The organism is Nocardia sp. NPDC052566, from assembly GCF_044547285.1.
Taxonomy (GTDB): Bacteria; Actinomycetota; Actinomycetes; order Mycobacteriales; family Mycobacteriaceae; genus Nocardia.
Map to the genome: position 1 here is coordinate 80,454 of NZ_JBIUAF010000004.1, position 25,193 is coordinate 105,646.

The 25,193-nt window shown below is 68.6% G+C and carries 25 protein-coding genes and 1 riboswitch; of the genes, 9 read left to right on the forward strand and 16 right to left on the reverse strand.

The features are described 5' to 3' along the window. Nucleotides 1–77 precede the first annotated feature (77 nt). From ACIG5A_RS20050 to thiO, 3 genes are read right to left on the reverse strand one after another with little or no spacing between them, the layout of a single operon-like run. Nucleotides 78–842 carry a thiazole synthase gene (locus ACIG5A_RS20050; RefSeq protein WP_397242045.1) on the reverse strand — a complete coding sequence of 255 codons (765 nt, stop codon included), beginning with the start codon at nucleotides 840–842 and terminating at the stop codon, nucleotides 78–80. Further along, nucleotides 835–1,053 (reverse strand): sulfur carrier protein ThiS, encoded by a 219-nt coding sequence (gene thiS, locus ACIG5A_RS20055; RefSeq protein WP_397242047.1) that lies wholly within the window; start codon nucleotides 1,051–1,053, stop codon nucleotides 835–837. The genes ACIG5A_RS20050 and thiS overlap by 8 nt, the downstream gene beginning before the upstream one ends. After that, nucleotides 1,050–2,201 (reverse strand): glycine oxidase ThiO, encoded by a 1,152-nt coding sequence (gene thiO / locus ACIG5A_RS20060; protein WP_397242049.1) that lies wholly within the window; start codon nucleotides 2,199–2,201, stop codon nucleotides 1,050–1,052. The genes thiS and thiO overlap by 4 nt, the downstream gene beginning before the upstream one ends. 97 nt (nucleotides 2,202–2,298) lie before the next feature. Between thiO and thiE the strand changes: the two genes are divergently transcribed. Continuing rightward, on the forward strand, nucleotides 2,299–2,997 hold the full coding sequence (gene thiE / locus ACIG5A_RS20065; protein WP_397242051.1) for a thiamine phosphate synthase: 699 nt from the start codon (nucleotides 2,299–2,301) through the stop codon (nucleotides 2,995–2,997). A gap of 12 nt (nucleotides 2,998–3,009) precedes the next feature. On the opposite strand, the gene ACIG5A_RS20070 is transcribed toward thiE, so the two are convergent. Next, a complete protein-coding gene (locus ACIG5A_RS20070) occupies nucleotides 3,010–3,687 on the reverse strand; it encodes an NUDIX hydrolase (RefSeq protein ID WP_397242052.1) in 678 nt (225 codons plus the stop codon). Nucleotides 3,688–3,833: 146 nt separating this feature from the next. Here ACIG5A_RS20070 and ACIG5A_RS20075 point away from each other — a divergent pair, with 146 nt between their 5' ends. Genes ACIG5A_RS20075 through ACIG5A_RS20085 form a run of 3 tightly spaced genes read left to right on the forward strand, consistent with a single transcriptional unit; the run spans nucleotide 3,834 to nucleotide 8,549 of the window. Then, on the forward strand, nucleotides 3,834–5,171 hold the full coding sequence (locus ACIG5A_RS20075) for a hypothetical protein (protein ID WP_397242054.1): 1,338 nt from the start codon (nucleotides 3,834–3,836) through the stop codon (nucleotides 5,169–5,171). Beyond that, nucleotides 5,168–6,139, forward strand: a complete 972-nt coding sequence (locus ACIG5A_RS20080) for a glutamate ABC transporter substrate-binding protein (protein WP_397242056.1) — start codon at nucleotides 5,168–5,170, stop codon at nucleotides 6,137–6,139. Before ACIG5A_RS20075 ends, ACIG5A_RS20080 begins: the two co-directional genes overlap by 4 nt. A gap of 7 nt (nucleotides 6,140–6,146) precedes the next feature. Then, nucleotides 6,147–8,549, forward strand: coding sequence for a tetratricopeptide repeat protein (locus tag ACIG5A_RS20085; protein ID WP_397242058.1), 2,403 nt, complete (start codon nucleotides 6,147–6,149; stop codon nucleotides 8,547–8,549). Nucleotides 8,550–8,907: 358 nt separating this feature from the next. On the opposite strand, the gene ACIG5A_RS20090 is transcribed toward ACIG5A_RS20085, so the two are convergent. Together ACIG5A_RS20090 and pta are read right to left on the reverse strand one after the other, a co-directional pair. Continuing rightward, nucleotides 8,908–10,107 carry an acetate kinase gene (locus tag ACIG5A_RS20090; protein ID WP_397242060.1) on the reverse strand — a complete coding sequence of 400 codons (1,200 nt, stop codon included), beginning with the start codon at nucleotides 10,105–10,107 and terminating at the stop codon, nucleotides 8,908–8,910. A gap of 97 nt (nucleotides 10,108–10,204) precedes the next feature. Then, nucleotides 10,205–12,277 (reverse strand): phosphate acetyltransferase, encoded by a 2,073-nt coding sequence (pta, locus tag ACIG5A_RS20095; protein WP_397242062.1) that lies wholly within the window; start codon nucleotides 12,275–12,277, stop codon nucleotides 10,205–10,207. A 93-nt stretch (nucleotides 12,278–12,370) separates the two neighbouring features. Here pta and ACIG5A_RS20100 point away from each other — a divergent pair, with 93 nt between their 5' ends. After that, on the forward strand, nucleotides 12,371–12,880 hold the full coding sequence (locus ACIG5A_RS20100; protein ID WP_397242064.1) for a nitroreductase/quinone reductase family protein: 510 nt from the start codon (nucleotides 12,371–12,373) through the stop codon (nucleotides 12,878–12,880). A 6-nt stretch (nucleotides 12,881–12,886) separates the two neighbouring features. Here the strand turns inward: ACIG5A_RS20100 and ACIG5A_RS20105 are convergent, their stop codons facing one another. Next, entirely contained in the window at nucleotides 12,887–13,387 is a 501-nt protein-coding gene (locus tag ACIG5A_RS20105; RefSeq protein WP_397242066.1) for a DUF3761 domain-containing protein, read from the reverse strand. A 251-nt stretch (nucleotides 13,388–13,638) separates the two neighbouring features. On the opposite strand from ACIG5A_RS20105, the gene ACIG5A_RS20110 reads away from it, so the two are divergent. Then, entirely contained in the window at nucleotides 13,639–15,531 is a 1,893-nt protein-coding gene (locus ACIG5A_RS20110; protein ID WP_397242068.1) for an ABC transporter ATP-binding protein/permease, read from the forward strand. A gap of 5 nt (nucleotides 15,532–15,536) precedes the next feature. Here the strand turns inward: ACIG5A_RS20110 and ACIG5A_RS20115 are convergent, their stop codons facing one another. The 3 genes from ACIG5A_RS20115 to fgd all read right to left on the reverse strand — a co-directional run bounded on the left by ACIG5A_RS20115 (nucleotide 15,537) and on the right by fgd (nucleotide 17,486). Beyond that, nucleotides 15,537–15,953 carry a hypothetical protein gene (locus tag ACIG5A_RS20115; protein ID WP_397242070.1) on the reverse strand — a complete coding sequence of 139 codons (417 nt, stop codon included), beginning with the start codon at nucleotides 15,951–15,953 and terminating at the stop codon, nucleotides 15,537–15,539. 13 nt (nucleotides 15,954–15,966) lie between these two features. Continuing rightward, nucleotides 15,967–16,395 (reverse strand): hypothetical protein, encoded by a 429-nt coding sequence (locus tag ACIG5A_RS20120; RefSeq protein ID WP_397242072.1) that lies wholly within the window; start codon nucleotides 16,393–16,395, stop codon nucleotides 15,967–15,969. Nucleotides 16,396–16,475: 80 nt separating this feature from the next. Then, nucleotides 16,476–17,486, reverse strand: a complete 1,011-nt coding sequence (gene fgd / locus ACIG5A_RS20125) for a glucose-6-phosphate dehydrogenase (coenzyme-F420) (protein WP_397242074.1) — start codon at nucleotides 17,484–17,486, stop codon at nucleotides 16,476–16,478. Nucleotides 17,487–17,578: 92 nt separating this feature from the next. Here fgd and ACIG5A_RS20130 point away from each other — a divergent pair, with 92 nt between their 5' ends. Both ACIG5A_RS20130 and ACIG5A_RS20135 read left to right on the forward strand, forming a co-directional pair. Next, nucleotides 17,579–18,244 (forward strand): enoyl-CoA hydratase/isomerase family protein, encoded by a 666-nt coding sequence (locus ACIG5A_RS20130; protein ID WP_397242075.1) that lies wholly within the window; start codon nucleotides 17,579–17,581, stop codon nucleotides 18,242–18,244. A 188-nt stretch (nucleotides 18,245–18,432) separates the two neighbouring features. Then, entirely contained in the window at nucleotides 18,433–19,191 is a 759-nt protein-coding gene (locus ACIG5A_RS20135) for an HAD-IIA family hydrolase (protein WP_397243914.1), read from the forward strand. 122 nt (nucleotides 19,192–19,313) lie between these two features. On the opposite strand, the gene ACIG5A_RS20140 is transcribed toward ACIG5A_RS20135, so the two are convergent. The 6 genes from ACIG5A_RS20140 to ACIG5A_RS20165 all read right to left on the reverse strand — a co-directional run bounded on the left by ACIG5A_RS20140 (nucleotide 19,314) and on the right by ACIG5A_RS20165 (nucleotide 23,479). Continuing rightward, the gene (locus ACIG5A_RS20140; protein WP_397242077.1) at nucleotides 19,314–19,778 is read right to left on the reverse strand and encodes a MarR family winged helix-turn-helix transcriptional regulator; all 465 of its coding nucleotides are present in this window, start codon (nucleotides 19,776–19,778) and stop codon (nucleotides 19,314–19,316) included. Between the two features lie 78 nt (nucleotides 19,779–19,856). Continuing rightward, complete coding sequence (locus ACIG5A_RS20145) at nucleotides 19,857–20,492, reverse strand: DJ-1/PfpI family protein (RefSeq protein WP_397243916.1); 636 nt, start codon at nucleotides 20,490–20,492, stop codon at nucleotides 19,857–19,859. A 54-nt stretch (nucleotides 20,493–20,546) separates the two neighbouring features. Further along, nucleotides 20,547–20,987: an RpiB/LacA/LacB family sugar-phosphate isomerase gene (locus ACIG5A_RS20150; RefSeq protein WP_397242079.1), complete on the reverse strand. Its 441-nt coding sequence runs from the start codon at nucleotides 20,985–20,987 to the stop codon at nucleotides 20,547–20,549. Between the two features lie 84 nt (nucleotides 20,988–21,071). Then, a complete protein-coding gene (locus ACIG5A_RS20155; RefSeq protein WP_397242081.1) occupies nucleotides 21,072–22,286 on the reverse strand; it encodes an O-succinylhomoserine sulfhydrylase in 1,215 nt (404 codons plus the stop codon). A 40-nt stretch (nucleotides 22,287–22,326) separates the two neighbouring features. Then, nucleotides 22,327–22,743, reverse strand: a complete 417-nt coding sequence (locus ACIG5A_RS20160; RefSeq protein WP_397242083.1) for a rhodanese-like domain-containing protein — start codon at nucleotides 22,741–22,743, stop codon at nucleotides 22,327–22,329. Nucleotides 22,744–22,853: 110 nt separating this feature from the next. After that, a riboswitch (SAM riboswitch) is annotated at nucleotides 22,854–22,969 on the reverse strand. A 63-nt stretch (nucleotides 22,970–23,032) separates the two neighbouring features. Continuing rightward, nucleotides 23,033–23,479, reverse strand: a complete 447-nt coding sequence (locus tag ACIG5A_RS20165; protein ID WP_397242085.1) for a hypothetical protein — start codon at nucleotides 23,477–23,479, stop codon at nucleotides 23,033–23,035. Nucleotides 23,480–23,739: 260 nt separating this feature from the next. Between ACIG5A_RS20165 and ACIG5A_RS20170 the strand changes: the two genes are divergently transcribed. Then, nucleotides 23,740–25,128: an FAD-dependent oxidoreductase gene (locus ACIG5A_RS20170; protein WP_397242086.1), complete on the forward strand. Its 1,389-nt coding sequence runs from the start codon at nucleotides 23,740–23,742 to the stop codon at nucleotides 25,126–25,128. The last annotated feature ends 65 nt before the right edge of the window (nucleotides 25,129–25,193 follow it).

A 25,193-nucleotide genomic window follows, 5' to 3' on the forward strand; every position in this document is an offset into this window, starting at 1 on the left:
GCGCGTCAATACAAAGTGTCTTGTTCCGTCATCCCTGAGTATGACCACAACCCCGACACGAGGGACGCAACCCTTGCTCAGCGCGCCGGAGACGAAGCCTGTGCCCAGAAGCGTTTCGGAATGCGGCCCGCGTGCCGCGCGAGATGGCCCGCGGTGACCGCGTCGCGCATGGCGGCGGCCATCAGCGCGGGCTGCTGCGCGCGGGTGACGGCGGTCGCGAGCAGCACCGCCGAGCAGCCGAGCTCCATGGCCAGCGCGGCATCGCTGGCGGTGCCGATGCCGGCGTCGAGGATGACCGGCACGCCGGCGGCCGCGACGATCATCTCGATGTTGTGCGGGTTGCCGATGCCGAGTCCGGTGCCGATCGGTGCGCCGAGCGGCATGACGGCGGCGCAGCCCGCGTCCTCCAGACGACGGGCCAGGATCGGGTCGTCGGTGGTGTAGGGCAGCACGACGAAGCCGTCGTCGACCAATTGTTCCGCGGCGGTGAGCAACTCGATCGGGTCGGGCAGCAGGGTGCGCTCGTCGGCGATCACCTCGAGCTTCACCCAGTCGGTGCCGAGTGCCTCGCGGGCCAGCTGCGCGGTGAGCACGGCCTCGGCCGCGGTGCGACAGCCCGCGGTATTCGGCAGCGGCATGATCTCCAGCCGTTTGAGCAGATCGAGCACGCCCGTGCCGCCGACGGCGTCGACCCGGCGCATGGCGACGGTGGTCAGCTCGGTACCGGAGACGACGAGCGCCTCCTCCAGCACGGCCAGATTGTCCGCGCCGCCGGTGCCCATGATGAGCCGGGAGCCGAACTCCCGGTCCGCGATCCGCAGCGGTGCCAGTGCCTCAGCCACCCTGGACCGCCGTCAGGACCTCGATCTCCCAGCCGCGCCCGACCGGCTCGTCCCACCGGGACTTCGAGAACACCGCGCCATCGATGGCGACGGCGACACCCTGGGTCGGCAACTCGAGCCGCTCCAACAACTCACGCACGGTGAGCGATTCGGCGAACTCGTGATCCTGCCCGTTGACAGTGACACCGATCGGAATGGATGTTGCGGTCATCGAACTCCTCCTGTACTTGATTGGCGGCGCTCACGGGGCCCTCCGTGGTTACGCCGCGCTGTCGCCTCCTGGCCCGTCGCTCGCACCGCCAGCTGGGATGAAAGACGTTGCGGGTCGGCCGCTTCCGCGTCGGGCAGCGTGGCCCCCGCGAGCAGGCTCAGCACCGCGTCGACGGTGAGCGGCACCGCGAGCATGCCGTTGCGGCCGTGGCCGGTGGCCGAGACCACCCGGTCGGAGAGGCGGCCGATCAGCGGCAGGTTGTCCGGGCTGCCCGGGCGTGAACCCGCCGCCGCCTCGGCCAACTCGTACTCGCCGATGCCGGGCAGCACCTCTTCGGCGTCCGCGATCAGATCGCGCACGCCGGCCACCGTGACGGCGGTATCGAAGCCCGCCTCGTATTGTGTTGCGCCGACGACGATTCCGTCTGCGCGCGGTACCAGGTAGACGGAGCGGCCGTGCACCCTGGCGCGAATAACCCTGCCCGGCACCGGCGTCGCGCCCGGGCGCCTGCGCAGCCGCAGGATCTCGCCCTTCACCGGCCGCACCGGCAGGTCCGGCCACAGACTCGCCGAGTGCGCGCCCGCGGCGAGCACGATCTGATCGTGGGGCAAGAGATCGAGGGACTCGACGGATTCGGCGAGCACCAGGACGCCCGCCGCCTCGGCCAGCTGACGCAGCGCCCCGACCAGTACGCGGTTGTCGATGGCGGGTTCGGTCGGCGCGAGCAGACCGGTGCGCGCGGTGCGGGTCAGCGTCGGTTCCAGTGCGCGGACACCCGCGCGGTCGAGCAGCCGCAGGTCGTGGCCGCGCCCGCGCAGCCACTCGGCCACCGTGCGCATATCCGCGACATCGGCGGCGTCGAGCGCGACGGTCAGCGTCGCGTCGGCGACGAATACCGAGCGGCCGGTGCCCGCTTCGATCCGGCGCGCGAACTCCGGCCAGCGGGCCAGCGAGGCGGCGCCGAAGGCGAGGACGGCGTCCTCACCGGGCCAGCCCTCCGACAGCGGCGCAAGCATCCCACCGGCCACCCACGACGCACCGGAACCGACCGACGGATCGAACAGGGTGACCGACCAGCCATCCTCGGCCGCCCGCCACGCCACGGCGAGCCCGATGACGCCGCCACCGACGACGGCCAGACTCCGCATTCGTTCCACCTGCCTCACGACACCTACGCTGCGCGTTCACGCCGCGGATCGCGTCTCCTATTCGCATCCCCACGGTAGCGCGGCTACGGTTCAAGACGTGCAACCGTCCCACCCCTACCGGCCCGTATCACCCAGAGAACGCCTGGCCACCGCGCGGCTATACCTATGTACCGACGCCAGACGGGAGAAGGGCGATCTCGCCAAGTTCGCCGAGGCGGCGCTCGCGGGCGGGGTGGACATCATCCAGCTCAGGGACAAGGGATCGCCGGGCGAGGCCAAGTTCGGACCGCTGGAAGCGCGCCAGGAACTCGGCGCGCTCGCGGAGCTGAAGGCCGCCGCACGCAGGCACGGCGCGCTGCTCGCGGTGAACGACCGCGCCGATCTCGCGCTGGCCGCGGGCGCCGATGTCCTCCATCTCGGGCAGGGCGATCTGCCGCCCTGGTACGCGCGGCGCATCCTCGGCCCCGATGTGGTGATCGGCCGCTCGACCCACAATCGCGCACAGGCCGGGCTCGCCGCGATCGACGAACACATCGATTACTTCTGCACGGGCCCGGTCTGGACCACCCCGACCAAGCCGGGTCGCCAGGCGGCGGGCATCGACCTGATCCGCTCGACCTCCGACGCGCACCCCACCCGGCCGTGGTTCGCCATCGGCGGCATCGACCTCGAACGGGTGCCGGATGTGCTCGCGGCGGGCGCCGACCGCATCGTCGTGGTGCGGGCGATCACCGAGGCACGCGATCCGGAGGCCGCGGCGCGCGAGCTCAAGGCCGCGGTGCTCGCGAACGGCTGATCGTCGAGAGCGTCAGGAGAGGATCTGCCCGCGGGTGAGCGCGACGACGGCAACGGGGGACGGCGCCGCGGATTGAACGGCCGGTTCGGATTCGACGAGGCGGGCGTAGCCGCCCGGGCCGTCGGGGTCCGAGTGCAGCCAGACGAAACCCTGCTCGGCGAGATCGACCGTGCGCGGGAGTGCGGCGGCCAGCGCGCGCGAATCGTCGAGGTCGGCGAGATCGATGCGGGCGGGGACGGCGCGCAGCGCGGGCCAGGAGGCGGCGAAGCCGGGATGCAGCGGGCGGGCGTCGACCTCGTCCTCGGGAACCCAGGCCAGTTCCGTACTTTCACCGTTGTGCACGGTGGGCAGCGTCATCACGGCGTCGGCGATCACGGTCGTGTAGGTCCAGCCGCTCAGCGCGGACAACGTCACCCGTTCGCCGCGCACGTGCACGTCGGCGGGGTGGATGCCCGCCTCCTCCCATGCCTCGCGCACCGCGGCGTGCACCGGGGTCTCATGGCTGTCGCGCGCGCCGCCGGGCAGCGCCCACGTCCCGCCCTGATGACTCCACGGGGCCCGATGCTGGAGCAGCACCGCCGATCCGCCGCCGGTGAGCGGTGCGCGCAACAGGAGTCCGGCGGCGCCGAAACGGCCCCAGTGCCGCAGCCCGTCCGGACCACGCGACCAGCCGTCACCGTCACCACGCATGTCGTCCACCTTCGTCCAGCGCTGCCACCAGGACCCACAATATGCGGCTCCCCTCAGCCGTGCCGATGGCTATTGCCGGTCTGCGCACGGCTGTGACATTAGGCTCTGAGAAACACCGGCGATCGGCCCAGACTGGAGGGGTGGACATGGCGCTCATCGAGCAGACGCCGGCCACCCGGGAGCAGCCCGGTGGTCTGCGAGCCACCGCGCGTGAGCGTCTCGACCTGGCCGATGTGCGCGCGTTCGCGCTGTCCTCGCCGGGCAGGCTGATCGTGATGGCGCTGGTGCTGATCGGGGTCTGCTTCGCCGCGGGCTCGGTGACCGCCGCGATGGTCAGCGACCGCCAGCAGGCGCTCGACATCCTGCTCGACGACACCGAACCGGACGCGAACTCCGCGCACCGCCTCTACACCTCGCTGTCCATCGCCGATGCCGCGGCGAGCACCGCGTTCATCGCGGGCGGGCTCGAGCCCCAAGGCGTGCGCGACCGGTACGCCCAGGCGGTGGGCGAGGCGGCCGCCGAACTGGTCACCCAGCCCGGACACGGCACCGGGCCCGGCAACGCCGATGTCCGGCTGCGCACCGGGATCGCCACCGGCCTGCCCGTCTACACCGGCCTGATCGAGACGGCGCGGGCGAACAACCGCAGCGGACATCCGGTCGGCGCCGCCTATCTGAGCGAAGCGTCGAACCAGATGCAGGCGACGCTGCTGCCGATGGCCGAGGATCTGCAGAACCACCGCTCGGCGGCGGTCGATGCGGCACAGCGCCACCACGTGCAGCCGCCGTGGACCGCGATCGCGCTGCTTCTCCTCGCCCTCGGCGCACTGACCTGGGTGCAGTTCGAGCTGGCGCGGCGCTGGCGGCGGGTGCTCAATCCCGGGCTGCTCGTCGCCTCGGCGGCGATGCTGATCCTGTTGGCATGGACGGTGATCGCGGGCACCATCTCGGCGGCGGCGATGATCGATGGCCGCGACGAGGGCGCGGTGCCCGCCTCCCGACTGACCGAGAGCCGCATCCTGACCCAGCAGGCCCGCTCGGCGGAGACACTGAAGCTGGCCCGCCGCGACGCCACCGGCGATTACGACCGGACCTACGAGACGAGCGTCGCACGGGTGAACGAGCTGCTCAGCGGCTACCCCAAGGATGCGCCCGCCGCCGATGCCGTCACGAATGCCCGTGCGGCACTGAACCGTTGGCGGGTAGCGCACCAGCGGATGAACGACACCCTCGCGAAGGGCGACTTCGTCGGCGCGTCACTGGTGGCCACCGGCCCCGGCGCCGCGGACGCCGACGCGCAGGTGAACGCGCTCGACAACGCGCTGGACCAGGGCATCATCACGACACGGAACAACCTGCGCGGCAATATCTCTCAGGCGGCGCGGATCTTGGACTTCCTGGCGCCCGGCGCGATGGGGCTCGGCATACTCGCCGCGGTGAGCGTCGGGATCGGTCTCTGGCCTCGACTACGGGAGTACCGATGAGAGCAGCGCGCGGTTACGCCGCGCTCGTCGTCGCCGCGGTCGCGCTGCTCGGCGGCTGCACCGCCGCGGACGACAACGTGCCGATCGGTACCAGAACCGCCAAGTACACCGAACCGCCACTACCCGCCAAAGCCGTTCCGCTGGTGACGGATTCACCGCTACCGTCGACTAACCAGGCGCAGTGCGGCGATCCGACAGCGAGCCTGCGCCCCTCGTCCGCGGGCGGGCCGACCGTCGACGCCATCCGCGCCCGCGGGCGGGTGATCGTCGGATTGGACGCGGGCAGCAACCTTTTCAGCTTCCGCGATCCGATCAGCGGCGCCATCGTCGGCTTCGATGCCGATATCGCCCGCGAGATCACCCGCGACCTGGTCGGCAACCCCGACCTGATCGAATTCCGCAACCTCGGCTCGGGCGACCGGGAGCAGGCGCTGCAGGACCACATGGTCGACCTCGTCGCCAAAACCATGACCATCACCTGTGAACGGCGGCAGAAGGTCACCTTCTCCACGGTGTACCTGCGCGCCAACCAGCGGGTGCTCGTGGTGAAGAACTCCGGTATCAGCGGCATCGCCGATCTCGCCGGCAAGAAGGTCTGCGTGGTGCGCGGCACCACCTCGCTGGACCACATCCGCCGATATCAGCCCGCCGCTTCGATTCTCACGGTCACCACGTGGGCCGACTGCCTCGTGGTGTTGCAGCAGCGGCAGGTCGACGCGGCGAGCACCGACGATTCGATCCTCGCGGGCATGGCCGCGCAGGACCCGTACACCGAGGTGGTCGGCGACAGCATCAGCCCCGAGCCGTACGGCATCGGCATTCCCAAGGGCAACGACGATCTGGTGCGCTTCGTCAACGGCACGCTGGAGCGCATCCGGGCCGACGGCACCTGGAATCGCCTCTACCGGCAGTGGTTACAGCCCGTGCTCGGACCCTCCGGTCCGCCGACCCCCACGTATCAGGACTGACGGCTCGATGTCTGAACGGCCGAGCCAGGAATCCGCCGAATCCGCCTCCGGGACGGAGCATTCCGAGACATCCGGTGAACCGCCACCGCCGGCGGGCAAGTCGACCGACCAGCCCGACGGTGCGGAAGTCATCGAGAAGACCTCCCTGGTCACCAGGCAGGACGCCACGGCCGCCGAAGCCGCGGCGGGCACCATGGCGGCCGGATTCACCGTCGGCGGCGGCTGGCGCACCGACGCCGCGGAGAATTCCGGTGCGACGGTACGCACTTCGGGGCGCAGCGTGCGCACGGCGCGCTCGCGGCCCTCGGTGCGCAGGCTCGGCGCCGGGCTGGTGCAGATCCCGACGGTGCCGCCCACCGATCCGCGCACGGCGGTGCTGGACGATCCCGTGGTCAGCGAGGGCAAGCGATTCTGCTGGCGCTGCGGCAGTCCGGTCGGGCGCGCGACGGCCACGCGCCCGGCGACGACCGCGGGGACCTGCGAAACCTGTAGTGCGCCTTACGACTTCCGGCCGTCGCTGCACGAGGGCGATGTCGTGTCCAGCCAGTACGAGATCCAGGGCTGTATCGCGCACGGCGGGCTCGGCTGGATCTACCTCGCGATCGACCGCAATGTCAGCGACCGCTGGGTGGTGCTCAAGGGCCTGTTGCACGCGGGCGACGCGGAGGCGCAGGCGGTGGCCGTCGCCGAACGCCAATTCCTCGCCGAGGTAGCGCATTCCAGCATCGTGAAGATCCACAACTTCGTCGAGCACACCGGAACGGACGGCACCGCCGTCGGCTATATCGTGATGGAATACGTCGGCGGCAAGTCGCTGCGCGATCTGCTCGACGCCTATCCGCGCCCGGAGCGGATGCCGGTCGCGGAAGCCATCGCCTATGTGCTGGAGATCCTGCCCGCGCTGGATTATCTGCACTCCATCGGGCTGACCTACAACGACCTGAAGCCGGACAACATCATGGTCACCGAGGATCAGGTGAAACTGATCGATCTCGGCGCCGTCGCGACGGTGGAATCGTACGGAAACCTGTACGGCACCAGGGGTTTCCAGGCGCCCGAGATCGCCAAGACCGGCCCGACCGTCGCCTCGGACATCTACACCGTCGGCCGCACCCTCGCGGTGCTGACGCTGCGGATGCCGATGGAGCAGGGCCGCTACCTCGACGGCATTCCCGACCCCGCCGAACATCCGCTGCTCGAGCGCTACGGGTTCTTCCACCGGCTGCTGCTCTGCGCCACCGATCCCGATCCCGCGCGCCGATTCCCCTCGGCCCGTGCGATGTCCGCGCAGATGGCGGGCGTGCTGCGGGAGATACTGGCGATGGATACCGGCGCCGAACATCCCCAGCTGTCCACCGTGTTCAGCCCGATGCGGGCCAGCTTCGGCACCGAGGAGCTGCTCAGCCAGACCGATGCCTATGCCGACGGCATCGCCCGCAGCAAACTGCTGACAGCGCGCGATGTCGTTGCCGCGCTGCCTGTTCCGCTGCTCGACCCGACCGATCCCGCCGCGCCGCTGCTCGCCGCATCCGTCCTTCCCGAACCGGCACAGGCGCTCGACGCGCTGCGCGAGGCACGCGAACGCGCCGCGGCAGATCCGGAAAATGCCCCGGAGACACTGGATCTGGAGCTGACACTGGCCGAGGCGCGGATCCGGCTCGATATGGGCGAATCCGCCGCGGTACAGCACCTGCTTTCGCGCATGCCGGTCGAGCGCGATTGGCGGGTCGACTGGTTCAACGGCCAGGCCAGGCTGCTGGAATTGGATTACGAGAAGGCCTACGCCAGCTTCGACGAGGTGCTGCGCGTGCTCCCCGGCGAGATCGCGCCCAAGCTGGCGCTCGCCGCGACCGCGGAACTCGTACTACAGCACTGGGAATCCGCCGATCCGGAACAGTGGCGCAGCTTCGCCGAGAGGTTCTACGACACCGTGTGGCGCACCGACCGCGCGGCCGTCAGCGCCGCCTTCGGCCTGGCCAGGCAGCTCGCCGCGGCGGGCCGGGTCGGCGACGCGGTGCACGCGCTGGACGAGGTGCCCGCTACCTCGCGCCACTACACCACGGCGCGGATGACCGCCGTATGGCTGCTGCTCACCGCGGCGCCGGTCGGCGAGCTGGAGGAATCCACCCTGCATATCGCCGCGTCCCGGGTGGCAGGCCTGCCTGCCGGTGAGCACCGGGCGACGCAGATGCGCACCCTCGTCCTCGGCGCCGCACTGGCCTGGCTGCAGGCGGACAACACCCCGAAACGCCCGGACGCCACCCTCTTCGGCGAGCCCTTCACCGAACGCGACCTCCGCACCGGCACCGAAGCGGGCCTGCGCGCCCTGGCACGCAGTGCCCCAGGCCGCAAACACCGCTACGCGCTGGTGGACCTCGCCAACACCATCCGCGCGAAAACCTGGGTCTGATCACCTGGCGCACGGGTCGACCACGGGATTCCCAACCGGGCAACACGCCGCCGTCCCGCCGCGGCACCCACCCCGCCGCCAACGACCGGCACAAGTCGCGGAGAGGCGGAACAGCCCCGGCCGGGAGGGAGGCCGGCCGGGGCTGTGGATCAGTCGCTGAGGCAGTGGCACACCGCGGGCTCCCCCATCGAATCCGCGCGGGCTGTCCAGAGGGCAGTCCGGGACAGCACCATCGGACGTGCGAGGGTCATCGTCATCCTGTGCTGCGCGGATGGTTTGGGCCCGATGGTCTTCGGTGCGCCGCGAACCTGATCCATGACCCATCTTGGCGCGGCCATCGTGAAAATTTCGTGAAGCGTCAGCCCGCCGCGACCACCTCGCGCGCGGCGCGGGCGATCGCGAGCTCCTCGTTGGTCGGCACCACCAGCACCGCGACCTCGGCGTCCAGCGGCGAGATGCGCCGGGCGGCGCGGTCTTTCGCGGTGTTGCGGTCCGGATCGACCGCGATGCCGAATCGGGTCAGTCCGGCGAGTGCGTCGGCGCGGACCTGCGGGCTGTTCTCGCCGACACCCGCGGTGAAGGTGATGGCGTCGACACCGCCCAATTCGATCAGGTACGCGCCGAGGTAGCGGCGCAGGCGGTGGATGTAGACGTCGTAGGCGAGGCGGGCCGCGGGATCGCCCGCATCGATGAGACGCTGCAGTTCGCGGAAGTCGTTGACGCCGGACAGGCCCTTGATGCCCGAATCGCGGTTGAGCAGTTCGTCGACCTGATCGATGTCCATCCGCGCCGAGCGCACCAGGTGCGCCACGATGCCGGGATCGATATCGCCGGATCTGGTACCCATCACCAGGCCCTCCAACGGGGTCAGGCCCATGGTGGTGTCGACGGGGTTGCCGCCGCGGATGGCCGAGGCCGACGCGCCGTTGCCCAGGTGGAAGACAATCTGATTCAGCGCACCCGGATCGCGGCCGAGCAGCGCCGCGGCCTGGCCGGAGACGTACTCGTGTGAGGTGCCGTGGAAGCCGTAGCGCCGGATACCGTGCGCGGCGGCGACTTTCGCGTCGATCGCGTAGGTCTTGGCGGCGGCGGGCAGTCCGTGGAAGAACGCGGTGTCGAACACCGCGACCTGCGGCACGCCCGGTAGCAGCTCACGCGCGCTCTCGATGCCCGCGACATTGGCCGGATTATGCAGCGGTGCAAGCGAAGACAGCTCCGAGATGGCCTCGACGACTCCGTCGTCGATCAGCGTCGGCCGGTAGAACACCTCGCCGCCGTGCACCACCCGGTGCCCGACCGCGTGCACGCCCTCGCTCGCCAGGTCGTGCCCGGTCTCGGCGAACATGTCGAAGACCAGGCGCAGCCCCGCGGTGTGATCGGCGATCGGCCCGCGATGCTCGACGGTCTTGCCGTCGGCCTTGTGCTCGATGCCGCCCTCGGCCTCGCCGATCCGCTCGACCATCCCGGAGGCGGCGACCGCGCTCGTTTCCGGGTCGAGCAGCTGGTATTTGATCGACGACGAGCCGGAATTGATCACAAGGACCAGATCCTCGCTCATGCTGCCTCCCTGCTCAGAGCCGTAATCCGTACACGATCGGCAACCGCGCCGGTCGCGCGCTTGTTCCGCATCACGCCGCCCATGTCTCGTAACTCACCTAGTCGCCCTGGGCCTGAATCGCGGTGATGGCCACCGTGTTCACGATGTCGGCGACCAGCGCGCCGCGGGACAGGTCGTTGACCGGCTTGCGCAGGCCCTGCAGCACCGGGCCGATCGCGATGGCGCCCGCGCTGCGCTGCACGGCCTTGTAGGTGTTGTTGCCGGTATTGAGGTCGGGGAAGATGAAGACCGTCGCGCGACCGGCCACCTCCGAGTCGGGCAGCTTGGTGTTGGCCACGGTCGGCTCGATCGCCGCGTCGTACTGAATCGGGCCCTCCACCAACAGGTCCGGCTCGCGCTCGCGGACCAGCTTGGTGGCCACCCGCACCTTGTCCACATCCGCGCCGCTGCCGGATTCGCCGGTCGAGTAGGACAGCATCGCCACCCTGGGCTCGATGCCGAACCTGGCGGCGGTGCCCGCCGACGAAATGGCGATATCGGCAAGCTGTTCCGAGCTCGGATCCGGTACGACGGCGCAGTCGCCATAGGCCAGCACGCGATCGGCCAGGCACATGAGGAACACGCTGGAGACGGTGTTCACGCCGGGCACCGTCTTGATGATCTCGAACGACGGCCGGATGGTGTGCGCGGTGGTGTGCGCGGCGCCGGACACCATGCCGTCGGCGATGCCCTTGTAGACCATCATGGTGCCGAAATACGAGATATCGGAGACGGTTTCGCGGGCCCGCTCCAGCGTCATGCCCTTGTGCTTGCGCAGCTCGGTGTATTCGGCGGCGAAGTCCTCGAGGTAGCCGGAGTTGCGCGGATCGAGCACCTGCGCGTCGGCGATGTCCACACCGAGTTCGGCGGCGCGGGCGCGCACCGTCGCCTCATCGCCGAGAATGACCAGATCGGCGATCTTGCGCTGCAGTACCCGGCCCGCCGCGCGCAGGATGCGGTCGTCGTTGCCCTCCGGCAGCACGATGCGCTTGCGGTCCGACCGCGCCCGCTCGATCAGCTGGTACTCGAACATCTGCGGGGTCACCACATTGCTCGGGGGAACAGCGAAGCGGCGCAACAGCTCCCCCGCGTTCACCCGCTGCTCCATCACCGCGATCGCGGTATCGACCTTGACCGGACTGCCCGCCGACATCCGGCCGCGGGTGCGGTAGGCGGCGCTCGCGGCGTCGTAGGTACCCAGGCCCGTGGTGAGGATGGGCAGCTTCGGCTTCAGGCCGGTCATCAGCCTGGCCACCGCGGGATGGGGCAGCATGCCGCCGTTCATGATGATCCCCGACAGCGACGGAAACCCTTCCGCCTCATGGGCATTCACCACGCTGAGCAGCACGTCCGAGCGGTCACCCGGCGCGATCACCACGACGCCGTCGACCAGCCGCTCCAGGATGTGCTCGGCGGTCATGCCGCCGACCATGATCTTCAGCGCCTCGCGCTGCAGCAGTTCCGGGTCACCGCTGTACATTTCGCCGTCGATGGCGCCGCACAGCTCGGCCATGGTCGGCGCGATCAGCAGCGGCACCTCGGGCAGCGTCCACGAGGGAACATCGAAACCGCCGAGGGCGGAACAGACTTCGTCCAGCTGCTCCGGGTCGCAGCGGTTCGCGATGATGGCAGCGAGCTGCGCGTGCTCCAATGCCAGTTCGCTCGCACACAATTCGGTCAGATGGCGCACCTCGTCCGGCGTGCGGCCCGAACCGCGCACCACCAGCAGCACCGGCGCGCCGAGGTTCACCGCGATGCGGGCGTTGTAGCGCAGTTCGCTCGGGCTGGCCACATCGGTGTAGTCGGTGCCGATCACCACCACCGCGTCGCAGACCTTGGCCACCTCGTGGAAGCGCATCACGATCTCGCTGATCGCGGCGTCCGGGTCGGCGTGCACGTCCTCGTAGGTGACGCCGACGGCCTGTGCGTAGTCGATATCGGCGGTGCTGTGCTCGAGCAGCAGTTCGAGGATGTAGTCGGGTTCGGTGGTCGAGCGGGTGATGGGCCGGAACACCCCGACCCGCGCGGTGGTCGCGCACAGCATCTGCAGCACACCGAGCGCAACCGTCGATTTGCCGGTGTCACCCTCGGGCGATGCGATGTACACGGTGGACGGAGCATGATCGGCCATATCCGAGAGCTTAGTTAGCAACCGGTTACCGCGGAGTAGGGACGGGGTGTGATCTCGGCGCGCGGCGCAGAGCCGCCGCCTATAGTTCGGTGCATGGCCGAGCAGTTCCCGAACCAGATCTGGGGTTCGCGCACGAATGTCCTTTCCCGCGTGGCGAACAAGTTCGCGGCGACCAAACCCGGCTCCTGGGTCGTTCGCAAGCTGACTCCGCTGGATCGCGCGGTACTCGAACGCACCGATGCCAAGTACACCGTGCTCGGCCCGATCGGCGCCCCGGTCATCCTGCTGACCAGCATCGGCCGCAAATCCGGCGAACCGCGCACCCAGCCGCTGCTCTACGTGCACGACGGCGACAAACTGCACGTCATCGGCAGCAATTTCGGCCAGGCCAAACACCCCGCCTGGACCGCGAACCTCCTGGCCAACCCGGCCGCCACGGTCGCCATCGCGGGCCAGCGCATCGCCGTCACCGCGACCAGAATCGAAGACCCCACCGAAAAGGCCGCCCTCTTCAGCCGCTTCGTGGAAATCACCGGCGCCTACGACGCCTACCGCTCCCGCACCACCCGCGACCTCCGCATCTTCACCCTCACCCGCGCCTGAGCAGGTCTACAGCCAGGCGGCGACACCACCGTGGCCCGAACACGTGCCGCTGCGGTGCTGGCTGAACGAATAGGTGCCATCCCGGCATTTGGCGGTGGCGCCGGACGGCGGGCCGGGAGCCTGCGCGGGGCGATGGACACAGACGCCATCGGAGTTGATGTAGGAGTCCGGTCCGCAGGAGGGCGCCGGGTCGGCCGCCGGTGGCGGGGCAGCCGGTGGCGGAACGGCCAGCGGTGCGGGTGCAGTGGGCGCGGGCTGCGCCGGAGCGGGCGACGGTGCCGGAGCCGGGTCGGTGACGGGACCGCGGTGTGCGCGGCAGCGGGACGCATCGTCGCCCACGACGCCGCGTTTGCTGGAGGTCCCGCGTTCGTCGTCGATGCGGTGTTGGTCGCGGGCGCGGTGTTCGTCGAAGGTGCCGAAGTCACCGAGGGTGTTGCGGTTATGGGCGCGGTAGAACCGAGTGTTGTTGCGGCAGAATCGGTCTGAGATTCCCGCGGCGCTGCACAACCGCCGAGGACCAGGGACAGCGCGCTCGCACCGATGACGGCGGAAGTCAGAAAGCCGATCCGGGATGGCACTGTGCACTCCGATGTTCGACGCCCAGCCAGCGCTGGGTCGCTCAATCGTGAGATCGGCCGTCCATGGCCTGCCATTACAGGACACAACTCCATGGCGCGCCGGTTGGCTCGGCCGATATCGGCTGGTATTCCGGCGTTTCGGCCGGCGGGTTGCCGGTGGGTTGCGCTTAGACTCCGCGCATGGTGGTGGCTGCCGGGCTCGATTGGGGGAACGAGACCGTACTCAGCGCGTGGTGGATCGGGAAGGCCTTTGTCATCACGGCATTGGTCTTCCTGGTGGTTACCGCGGGGATTCTGCGGTTCACCGAGTGGGGGCGGATGTTCTGGCGGATCACCGGCGGGTACTTCGTCGGCAGGCAGAGCTGGCGGGCTTGGGCATTGTTCGCCGTTGTCCTGCTGCTCGCGGTGTACAGCGTGCGAATGACGGTGCTGGTCACCTACTTCTACAACGATCTGTACACCTCGCTACAGCTCGGCGTGCAGGCGCTGGTGGAGAACAAGGGCAGCGAGGCCACCGCGCATGCCGAGGCGATGTTCTGGCACAGCCTGCGGGTCTTCGGGGTGCTCGCGACGATCACCGTGGTCATGGGCATGGTGACCTACTGGCTCAACAACGCCTTCCAAATCCATTGGTGGACTTGGGTCAACAACCGCCTGCTGGACGACTGGACCGCCGGAAAGGCCTACTACCGGGGCCGCTTCATCGACACCACCATCGATAACGCCGATCAGCGCATTCAGCAGGACGCGCAGGATTTCGTGAACGGCTCGTTCGCGCTGTGCTTCGGCGGCAATGTCGGCCCGTATTCGGTCAGCGGCAACGGCGTCATCGGCAGCGGGCTCGGGCTGGTGTCGTTCACCCCGATCCTGTGGCGGCTGTCCGGCCCGCTGCACCTATTCGACTGGGAGGTCCCGAAGGCGCTGGTATTCGCGGCATTCCTGTGGATCGCCTTCGCCACCGGGATGGCGTTCTGGATCGTGTACCCGCTGATCAAGTTGAACTTCCTGTTCCAGCGCTTCACGGCGAACTATCGCTACGCGCTGGTCCGGTTGCGCGAGAACGCCGAGAGCGTCGCGTTCTATCACGGCGAGCAGGTCGAACGGGCCGGGCTGTTCGCCAGGTTCGGCGCGGTCATCGCCAATATGTGGGCCCGGGTGTACCGGCTGCTGAAGTTCTACGGCTGGAATCTGGTGACCAATCAGACCGCCGCCATCTTCACGGTGCTGCTGCTCGGCCCCCGGGTGTTCACCGGCACCACGACCATCGGCGATCTGCAGCAGGCCGCGAGTGCGTTCACCCAGGTGCAGAACGCACTGTCGATGCCGCAGATGTCGTTCGACGCGTTCACCTATTACCGATCGACACTGGTCCGGCTCGACGGCATGTTGAAGGCCGACCGGCAGTCCAGGGAGCTGCCCACGATTTCGACCAGCGAGCTCGCCGAGGGGCTCGAACTCGACAGTGTCCGGGTGAGCAAACCCGACGGCACCCCGCTCATCACGGACCTGCACCTGCGGCTCACACCGGGCGATGCGCTTGTGGTGAAAGGAGATTCGGGCGTCGGGAAGACGACACTGCTGCGCAGTATCGGCGAGCTGTGGCCCTACACCGAGGGGCAGGTGCGCCGCCCGCTCGGCAACGACACGCTGTTCCTGTCGCAGCGGCCGTATCTGCCGCTCGGCGATCTGCGCACCGCCATCACCTATCCGGCCGCACCCGACATCGTCACCGAGGACGCCTTGCGCGACACGCTGATCAAGGTCAACCTCGGGCACCTGACCGACCGGCTCGCCGAGGAGGCCGACTGGGCGGCCACCCTGTCGCCCGGTGAGCAGCAACGCGTCGCGTTCGCCCGAATCCTGCTGCTCGCACCGAAATTGGCGTTTCTCGACGAGGCGACATCCTCGGTCGACGAGGGCCTCGAATACACCCTGTATCACCTGGTCCGCACCGAAACGCCGAAGACCGTGCTGGTCAGCGTCGCGCATCGCAGCACGGTCGATCGGCACCACACGCAGCGGCTCGAGCTCGACGGCGGCGGCAGCTGGACATTGACGCCGGTCGAGGTCTGAACAGGTCAGCCGAAGCTGCCGGTGGCGGGCTTCTTGTCGGGGACGTTGACGGTGATGGGCGCCAGCGACCATGAGTAGTCGGCCTTTTCGACCGGATAGCGGTAGGCGCAGATGCCGGTGGCCTGGATGGTGCTGCCCGGCTTCAGGCCCTCGAGCGTGGCCTTGATGGTCGCGCCGGGACCGGCCAGCGACTGGTCGCCGCCGAAGATCTGGCCGTTCTCGGCGAGCGCCCAGCACACGCCGCGGTCGTTCGGGTTGCGGACCGTGGCCGTGACGGCGCCCGGTCCGGCACCGGCGAAGCTGACCTCGGGGGTCTGCAGCGGGTTCGTCGCGCCGTCCTCGATCGCGTTGGCGGCCGGGGCGAACAGCACCGCCGCGGCGGACACGACGAGCAGGGCTCCCGGCATTCGTTTACTGATCATGTCGCCCTTCGGATCAGAAGCCGAAGCTGCCGGTGGCCGGCTTGTCCTTGGGCACGGTGACGGTGACGGTGTCGCCGAGCAGGTACTCGCCGGGAGCGTCGTTGGCACAGCCGCCGCGCGCGGTGATCGTGGTGCCCGGCTCGAGGCCGGTCATCGAGATCTTGATGGTCTGGCCGGGATTGGCCAGCGAATCGGGGCTGCCGTCACCGAAGAACCGGTGGTTGTTGTCGGGGCCGATACCGGCCTCGGCCCAGCAGCGGCCGCGGTCGTTCGGATTGCGCAGGGTCGCGGTCACCGTGCCCGCCGCGGTGCCCGCGAAGCTGACCTCGGGGACCTTGAACGTCGTCGCCGCGCCGGCGGGCGCGGCGGTGACGGGAATGAACGCCGCCGCGGCCGCGGACGCGGCGAGCAGCATGACTCCGTGAACTCGTCTGTTGATCACACGACCGGATCTTTCCCCGGATGCCCCTCCAGCACAACACCTTCGGGGCCGTCAAACCTCAGGGCACTGCAAAGACGCCTTTACCCCAGCGCGCGCAGCCGCGGCGCCAGATCCCGCTGGAAGAGGTCGAGGAACCGGTTCTGATCATGGCCGGGCGCGTGGAAGACCAGGTGGTTGAGGCCCGCGTCGAGATAGGGCTTGATCTGCGCGACGGCCTCGTCCGGATCGCTGGCGACGATCCAGCGCTTGGCGATCTGCTCGATCGGCAGCGCGTCGGCGGCCGCCTCCATCTCGATCGGGTCGGTGATCGAATGCTTCTGCTCCGCGGTCAGCGACAGCGGCGCCCAGAAGCGCGTATTCTCCAGCGCCAGTTCGGGATCGGTGTCGTAGGAGATCTTGATCTCGATCATCCGGTCGATATCGTCGAGCGTGCGGCCCGCCTTCGCCGCGCCCTCGACGACCGCGGGCATCAACTTCTCGGTGTAGAGGTCCATGCCCTTGCCCGAGGTGCAGATGAAACCGTCACCCACGCGACCCGCGTAGCGGGCCACCAGCGGACCGCCCGCGGCGATGTAGACCGGAATGCCGTCCTTGGGCACGTCGTAGATCGAGGCGCCGACGGTGCGGTAGTACTGGCCGTCGAAATCGGTGCGCTCGCCGGTCCACAGGGCACGCATCAGGTCGACGGATTCGCGCAGCCGCGCGAACCGCTCCTTGAATTCCGGCCATTCGCCGGTGTAGCCGGTGGCGATCTCGTTCAGCGCCTCACCGCTGCCGACGCCGAGCATCACCCGGTTCGGGTACAGCACACCCATGGTGGCGAAGGCCTGCGCGATCACCGCGGGGTTGTAGCGGAAGGTCGGGGTGAGCACGGAGGTGCCGAGCTGGATGCGCTTGGTGCGCTCGCCGACCGCGGCCATCCAGGCCAGCGAGAACGGCGCGTGCCCGCCCTTGTGCCGCCACGGCTGGAAGTGATCGCTCACGGTCGCGCTGTCCAGGCCGTGCTCCTCGGCCGACACTGCGATCTCGACCAGCTCACGCGGGCCGAACTGCTCCGCCGATGCCTTGTATCCGAGCTTCAGTACGCCCATATGCTTGCTCCTCGAGGTTCGTCCGCCACAGCAGCTTTTACTTTCCGAGACTAGCCAACCGCCGCTGGGCGAGTGAAGATTCCCTGGTGCAGATGATCGACATCTCCGCCATCGTCGACGGCGTCGTCACGCTGACCCTCGACCGGCCGGAGAAGAAGAACGCCCTGTCCATCGAGTTGCGCGATCAGCTCAGCGACGCGCTGGACGCGCTGGCTGCCGACGAATCGGTGAAGGTCGTCGGATTGACCGGCGCCGGTGCGGTATTCAGCGCGGGCTTCGACCTGCGCGAGTTCAGCTCGTCGGATCCCGAAGTGCAGCAGGCACTCTGGCCGTCCAGCGATCGATTCCACCACACGGTGCTGCGCTTCCCGCTGCCCGTCGTCGCCGCGATCAACGGGCCGGCGCTGGCGGGCGGATTCGATCTCGCGACGCTGTGCGACATCCGGATCGCCAGTGACACAGCGCGATTCGGCCATCCCGAGCATTCCTGGGCCGATGTGGTGTACGGGCCGCTGCACGATCTGATCGGCGGGGCCGCCGCGCGGTACCTGTGCATGACCGGGCGCGAGATCGATGCGGCGGAGGCACTGCGGCTCGGCCTGGTGAGCGAGGTGGTGCCGTTGGCGGAGCTGCCCGCGGCACTGGCCGCCGTCACGAGCGATATCGCCCGGGCGCCGCGCGAGGCGCTGATCCGGACCAAGGCGAAGGCGCTGACGCGGAGTTCGGTCGATCCGTCGACGGCGACACTGGCGCTGTAAGGACCGCTGCCCCACGGACACTTTTCGCTCTGTTTGTCCCCGAAATCCGGCGATAGCGGCGGAAAGTGTCCGGGTAGCCGAGTCGATTCGGCCGCCCCGTGACACTGTACGATCGCCCAACTCACTCGATAGCGGATAATTGGCTGGTGACCGCAGATAACGAGCCGATCCTGTCCTACCTCACCGATATGGACGGCGTCCTGGTGCACGAGGACCACCTGGTCCCCGGCGCCGACAAATTCCTCGCCGAACTGCGCGACAACGGCACGCCGTTCCTGGTGCTCACCAACAACTCCATCCGCACCCCGCGCGACCTGCAGGCCAGGCTGCGCCACACCGGGCTCGACATCCCGGAAGAGGCCATCTGGACCTCGGCGCTGGCCACCGCGACCTTCCTCAACGATCAGCGGCCCAACGGAACCGCCTACGTCGTCGGCGAATCCGGGCTCACCACCGCGCTGCACGAGATCGGCTACGTGCTCACCGACAGCGATCCGGACTACGTGGTGCTCGGCGAGACCCGCACCTATTCCTTCGAGGCGATCACCACCGCGATCCGCCTCGTCGAGCGCGGCGCCCGCTTCATCGCCACCAACCCCGACCCGACCGGCCCGTCGCGCGACGGCCTACTGCCCGCGACCGGCTCGGTGGCCGCGCTGATCACCCGCGCCACCGGCCGCGACCCGTACTACGTCGGCAAGCCGAACCCGTTGATGATGCGCTCGGCCCTGCGTCGTATCGGCGCGCACTCCCAGTCCACCGTGATGATCGGCGACCGCATGGACACCGATATCGTCGCCGGCCTGGAGGCGGGCATGCGCACCATCCTCGTCACCTCCGGCATCTCCACCCTCGGCTCCGTCGAGCAGTACCCGTACCGCCCGACCCTGGTGGTCGATTCGGTCGCCGACCTCGTCGGCCGCACCGAAGCCCCCTTCGGTAAGTAACCCACGCCCCGACTATCTGGGACCAGTGGATAGCAGCCCAAAACCTGTCCGCGCCAACGTCTATGGTGTGCGGCACCAGGCCCCGAGGGGTGGCGGCTCCGGTCTGCGCCGCCTGCATTGTTCTAGCCGGTCAGCCTCGGGTCGGCGGTGATGGCGTCGAGCGCGGCCGACAGGGTGGTGAGTGCTGCCGCGGTACGGGCCAGTTGCTCGGGGCCGAGCTCCTTCGCCAAACGCTGTGCGACGACGGCGTGCTGGGGGTCGATGCGGGCGATGGCTTCGCGGCCCGCCGCGGTGGGGGCGACGAGTTTGGCGCGGCGGTGGGCCGGATTGGGGTGGTATTCGGCAAGGCCCTTGTCCACCAGCAGGTCCGCGATGCGCTGGACGCTTTGGCGGGTGATGCCCATCGCGCGGGCGATGCCGGAGACCGGCAGCGGCTCGCGCAATACCGCGCCGAGCACCTGCCACCAGGCGGCGGTCAGGCCGGCCGGAGCGGCCAATTCCTCTGCGATGGCGAGGAATTGGCCGTTGAGCCGGAATGAGGTGATCGCCGCCGTACTGAACAGCTCCTGTTCGCGGGCGTCACTCACGGCCGCGCTCCGTTGCCGATTCGCTCATGCCGCAATGATCCATGGCCGCGATCGTCGAATACCACACAGGTCCGCGCCTCACTGCGCGGCCGCCAGCTGCCGCGCCTCGTACTCCGCCAGCACCGCGTACCCCGCCGGATCGGAGTTCGCGTAGAGCCGGTACCAGCCGTCGAGCACATGCGATTCGTAGACGCCGAGCCTGCCGAGCACCTCGCGCGCGAAGTCGAAAGGCGCTGTGCCGCTTGCCGTGATCACGTCACCGTCGGTGACCGCGGGCTCGTCTACGTAGTTCGCACCGCCCGCATACCCGCTGTACTGCAGATACTCGGCGACATTGCTGGTGTGCCTGCGCTCGTCGAGCAGCCCCTCCTTCGCCAGACCGAAAGTGGCGCCGCACATTCCGGCAACCGGCACACCGGCCTCGACGAACTCCCGCGCCTTACGCGCGAACGGAACCAGCTCCTCGCCCATCCACGTTTCCGCCCCCGCCAGAATCAGCATCACGCTGTCCTCCGGCGCCAGATCGGCCACCGCCAGATCCGGCACGATGCGAACCCCACCCATCGTCACCACCGGATCCAAGGTCAACCCAACCGTCCTGACCTGGAACGCCCCCGGCTCCCGCTGCCAAGCCCGATTGTTGATGTGCGCGACCGCCGCACCGACCTCCCAATCCGCGAGCGTGTCGTAAACCGCCATGTGCACCGTTTTCATCATGACAGCATCCTGTCATATTCGACAGCATGCTGTCAATGATCGGGCGACGGGCTAGCGCTCGAGGTCGGCGAGGTGGGTGATGTTGGCTTGATCGTCCGCATCCGAGCTCGGGGCTGTGGTGAACCAGGCGTCGAGGATTTCGGTGAGTTCGGCGCTGGAAGTCGAACGCAGGCTCAGGGCTAGCACATTCGCGTCGTTCCATTTGCGAGCGCCCGCGGCGGTGGCGGCATCGGCGCACAGCGCGGCGCGAATACCCGCGACCTTGTTCGCCGCGATCGAGGCGCCGGTACCCGTCCAGCAGCAGACGATCCCCTGCTCGGCCCGCCCCTCGGCGACATCGCGCGCCGCCGCCGCACTGGCCCAGGCCCAATCGTCGCGCTCGTCCTCGGACAGCGCACCGTGCAACACCGCCTCGTGCCCGCGCTTGCCGAGTTCGGCGACCAGTTCCTCGGCCACCCCGACTCGCTCGTCCACAGCTACCGATATCCGCATGTCACAAGGGTAATCGGCGCGATTCCAGCAGGACGCGAAAGGCGCGGGCCCCGAGGGAACCCGCGCCTTCGACGAAACCGGTGGCTAGCTCAGAGCGTGGTCGAGGTCGCCGAGGAGGTCCTCGACGTCTTCCAGGCCGATCGAGATGCGGACGACGCCGTCGGTGAGACCGATGGTGGCGCGACCCTCCGGGCCCATGGCGCGGTGCGTCGTGGTGGCCGGGTGGGTGATCAAGGTTTTGGAGTCGCCGAGATTGTTGGAGATGTCGACGATCCGCAGCCGGTTGAGCACCTCGAAGGCACGCTTCTTGGCCTCGTCCGCAGGCGCGTTCAGCTCGAAGGTGACCACGGTGCCGCCGCCGCTCATCTGGCTGGTGGCCAGGTCGTATTGCGGATGTGATTCCAGGAACGGGTATTTCACCCAGGAGACCGCGTCGTTGCCCTCCAGGAACTGCGCGACGCGCAGCGCGGAGTCGGTGGCATGGCGCACCCGCAGCGGCATGGTTTCCAAGCCCTTGAGCAAGGTCCACGCGTTGAACGGGCTCAGCGCCGGACCGGTATGGCGCATCAGCTGTTTCACCGGACCGTCGATGTAGTCCTGCGCGCCGAGGATCGCGCCACCGAGCACCCGGCCCTGGCCGTCGATGTGCTTGGTGCCCGAGTAGACGACGACATCCGCGCCGAGCTCGAAGCCGCGCTGCAGCAATGGCGTGGCGAAGACGTTGTCCAGCACCACTTTCGCGCCCGCGGCATGGGCCAGCTCGGTCACCCGGCGGACGTCGACGAGTGTCTGCATCGGGTTGGCGGGCGTCTCGAAGAACACGGCCTGGGTCGGCACCGAAAGCGCCTGCTCCCACTGGTCCAGATCGTCACCGTCGACGAAGACGGTCTCGACTCCCCACCGGGGCAGGATCTCGTTGCAGACCACGAAGCACGAGCCGAACAGGCTGCGCGCGGCGACAAGTCGATCGCCCGCGCCCAAAAGCGCACCGAGCGCGGTGAATACGGCCGACATACCGCTCGCCGTCGCGAAACAGGCTTCGGCGCCGTCGATCAGGCGCAGCCGCTCCTCGAACATGGCCACCGTCGGGTTGCCGTAGCGGGAGTAGACGAAATGCTCGATCTCGCCGGTGAACGCGGCCTCGGCCGCCTCGGCGCTCTCGTAGACGAAGCCGGAGGTCAGGTACAGCGCCTCGCCGGTCTCCTCGAATCCGGAGCGGCGCAAGCCGCCTCGGACGCCGAGCGTCGCCGGGCCGACGCCTTCGGGCAGCGGCTTGTCGAACGCACCACCGGTAATCACGATTGGCTCCTATCGGCCGAGCACGAACAGCACACGTTGCTCATGACTGCCGCCACGGCAGCCCGATGGCGCGCCAGCCCGTGCCGCCGCGGTGCCCGGAGGCGTCGAGTCCGCCTTCGAAACCCTCTAGCACGTTGTAGGAGTGGCCGAATCCGAGCCCGGTCGCGACGGTGGCCGCCCCCTGGGAGCGCTGACCGGAACGACACAGGAAGACGACGGGCGCCTCCTTGTCGCGGCCGTCGAGCGCCTCGCTGAGCTGCTCGGCGAACGCGCCGTTGCGCGTTCCGGTGCCGTCCACCCATTCGATCAGCACGGTGGGCCGCTCGATCGAGCTGGTGTCGGGCACGCCGACGAAGCGCCATTCCGCCTCGGTGCGCACGTCGACGAGGACGGCTTCCTGGTTGTCCCGCAATAGCTCCCAGGCCTGCTGCGGGGTGATGTCACCGGCATAACTCACTGCACGACCTCCTTGAGACGCGACTCGCCTTGCGTCGAAGGCGTGCATTTGATGGTTCGAGACGAGTAAGCGAGGAGTGTGTAATGGTCACTCATGTGGACCTCCTGTGGAATCCGCACTTGCCGCGCCCGGGTTCGGCGCACGGCCAGGTCGTCACCCGGAGCACCCCACCGCGGAGGAGGGTTGCCGACCAGCTAGCCGGGGCTTGGAACTGGCACTCATGACCTTCGGTTGAGATTGCAACGACGAGTGCCGCCGTGTCAAACGCCCTCTCAAAGTGCGGGAATACTCAGTTGCAGACCAGCCACTTGTCGCCCGAGCGCGTCAGATTCCAGGTCGAGGTGGTCTCCGCGCCATCGATCTTCACGGTGACGGTGGCCTTCCCCCGATTGCCGTCGACCGCCGGATTCTCCAATTTCGTGATCTCGACGGTCTTTCCGGCAGGCCGCCCGGCCAGCGGTGAACGCTTCGGATCGAAGCCCTGGCAGCCGGTGCCGGGCGGCGGCACCAGGTCGGTCGTATTGCTGCCCTCGACGAAATTCCGCACCGCGGCGGTGATCTTGTCCGATTCTGTGACATTTTTCTCAGCGGGCGAGAGCAGCCCGCCCGCCACGATGGCGCCGAGCACGACCACGGCGAGCACCGCGGCGGCGATGAACGGCACGATACTGCGCTTGTCGGTCTGGTCGACGGTGATGACTTCGTCGTCCTCGGGGGTCGGCTGCTGCTCGGTCATGCGTCGATGATGGCGCATGGCATCCACCCAGTTCACCGCACCGCGGTAGTAGGTATGTGACACCACCGATAGAATCGCGAGACCACGGCCTGCTGTCATAGCCATAACGACAGCTCACAACCGCGGCGACCTGGGACCGTAGCCACGAGCCAGCATTCACCAGCGTCCGCATCGTCAGGTGCAAGCAAGCGGTGCGCCAACTTAGCCTAAGCTAAGACGGACGCCATTAACTTTCTCGACCATAAGGGTGCGCGTAAAAGATGACCGAACAGACCGCAGGGACCCGACCGCTCCGCATCGCGATTGTCGGCGCAGGCCCGGCCGGTATCTACGCCGCCGACGCTCTGATGAAGTCCGACGCCGAGGTGAGCATCGACCTGTACGAGCGCATGCCCGCGCCGTTCGGCCTGATCCGCTACGGCGTCGCACCGGACCACCCGCGCATCAAGGGCATCATCACCGCACTGCACAAGGTGCTCGACAAGCCGCAGGTCCGCCTGCTCGGCAATATCGACTACGGCGTCGACATCACCCTCGACGACCTGCGCACGTTCTACGACGCGGTGATCTTCTCGACCGGCGCGAACGCCGACCGCGCACTCGACATCCCGGGCATCGACCTGGACGGCAGCCACGGCGCCGCCGATTTCGTCTCCTGGTACGACGGCCACCCGGACGTGCCGCGCGAGTGGCCGCTCGAGGCCGAGAAGGTCGCGGTGCTCGGCGTCGGCAACGTCGCGCTCGACGTCGCGCGCGTGCTGGCCAAGACCGGTGACGAACTGCTGCCCACCGAGATCCCGCCGAACGTCTACGCGGGCCTCAAGGCCAACAAGGCGCTCGAGGTGCACGTGTTCGGCCGCCGCGGTCCCGCGCAGGCCAAGTTCACCCCGCTGGAACTGCGCGAGCTCGACCACTCGCCGACCATCGAGGTCATCGTCGACCCCGAGGACATCGATTACGACGAGGGCTCCGAGGCAGCGCGCCGCCACTCCAAGCAGGTCGACATGGTCGCCAACACGCTGGAGCAGTGGGCGATTCGCGATGCGGGCAACCGGCCGCACAAGCTGTACCTGCACTTCTTCGAGTCGCCCGCCGAGGTGCTCGGCGCGGACGGCAAGGTCGTCGGCCTGCGCACCGAGCGCACCCAGCTCGACGGCACCGGAAACGTCAAGGGCACAGGCGTTTTCAAGGAGTGGGATATCCAGGCCGTGTACCGCGCGGTCGGCTACCTGTCGCAGAACATCACCAACCTGCCGTTCGACGAGCAGGCGGGCACCGTGCCGAACGAGGCCGGTCGCGTGATCGGCGACGAGGACGCCGACGGCGCGGCACGCTACATGCCCGCCACCTACGTCACCGGCTGGATCAAGCGCGGCCCGGTCGGCCTGATCGGCCACACCAAGGGCGACGCCAACGAGACGGTGGCCTGCCTGCTCGACGACAGCGCGAACTTCACCCCGGCGCCGAAGCCCGAACTCGAGGCCGTCACCGAATTCCTGGAGTCCAAGGGCATTCCGTTCACCACCTGGGACGGCTGGTACCGCCTGGACGCGCACGAGCGCGCGCTCGGCGAGCCGGAGGGCCGCGAGCGGGTCAAGGTCGTGGAGCGCGAAGACATGCTGCGCGCCAGCGAGCCGCACAAGGTCTGACGCACCACTCCCGGGGCGGCGAACACGCCGCGACGAGGGAGCGGCAGACCGCACACCGTGGCATT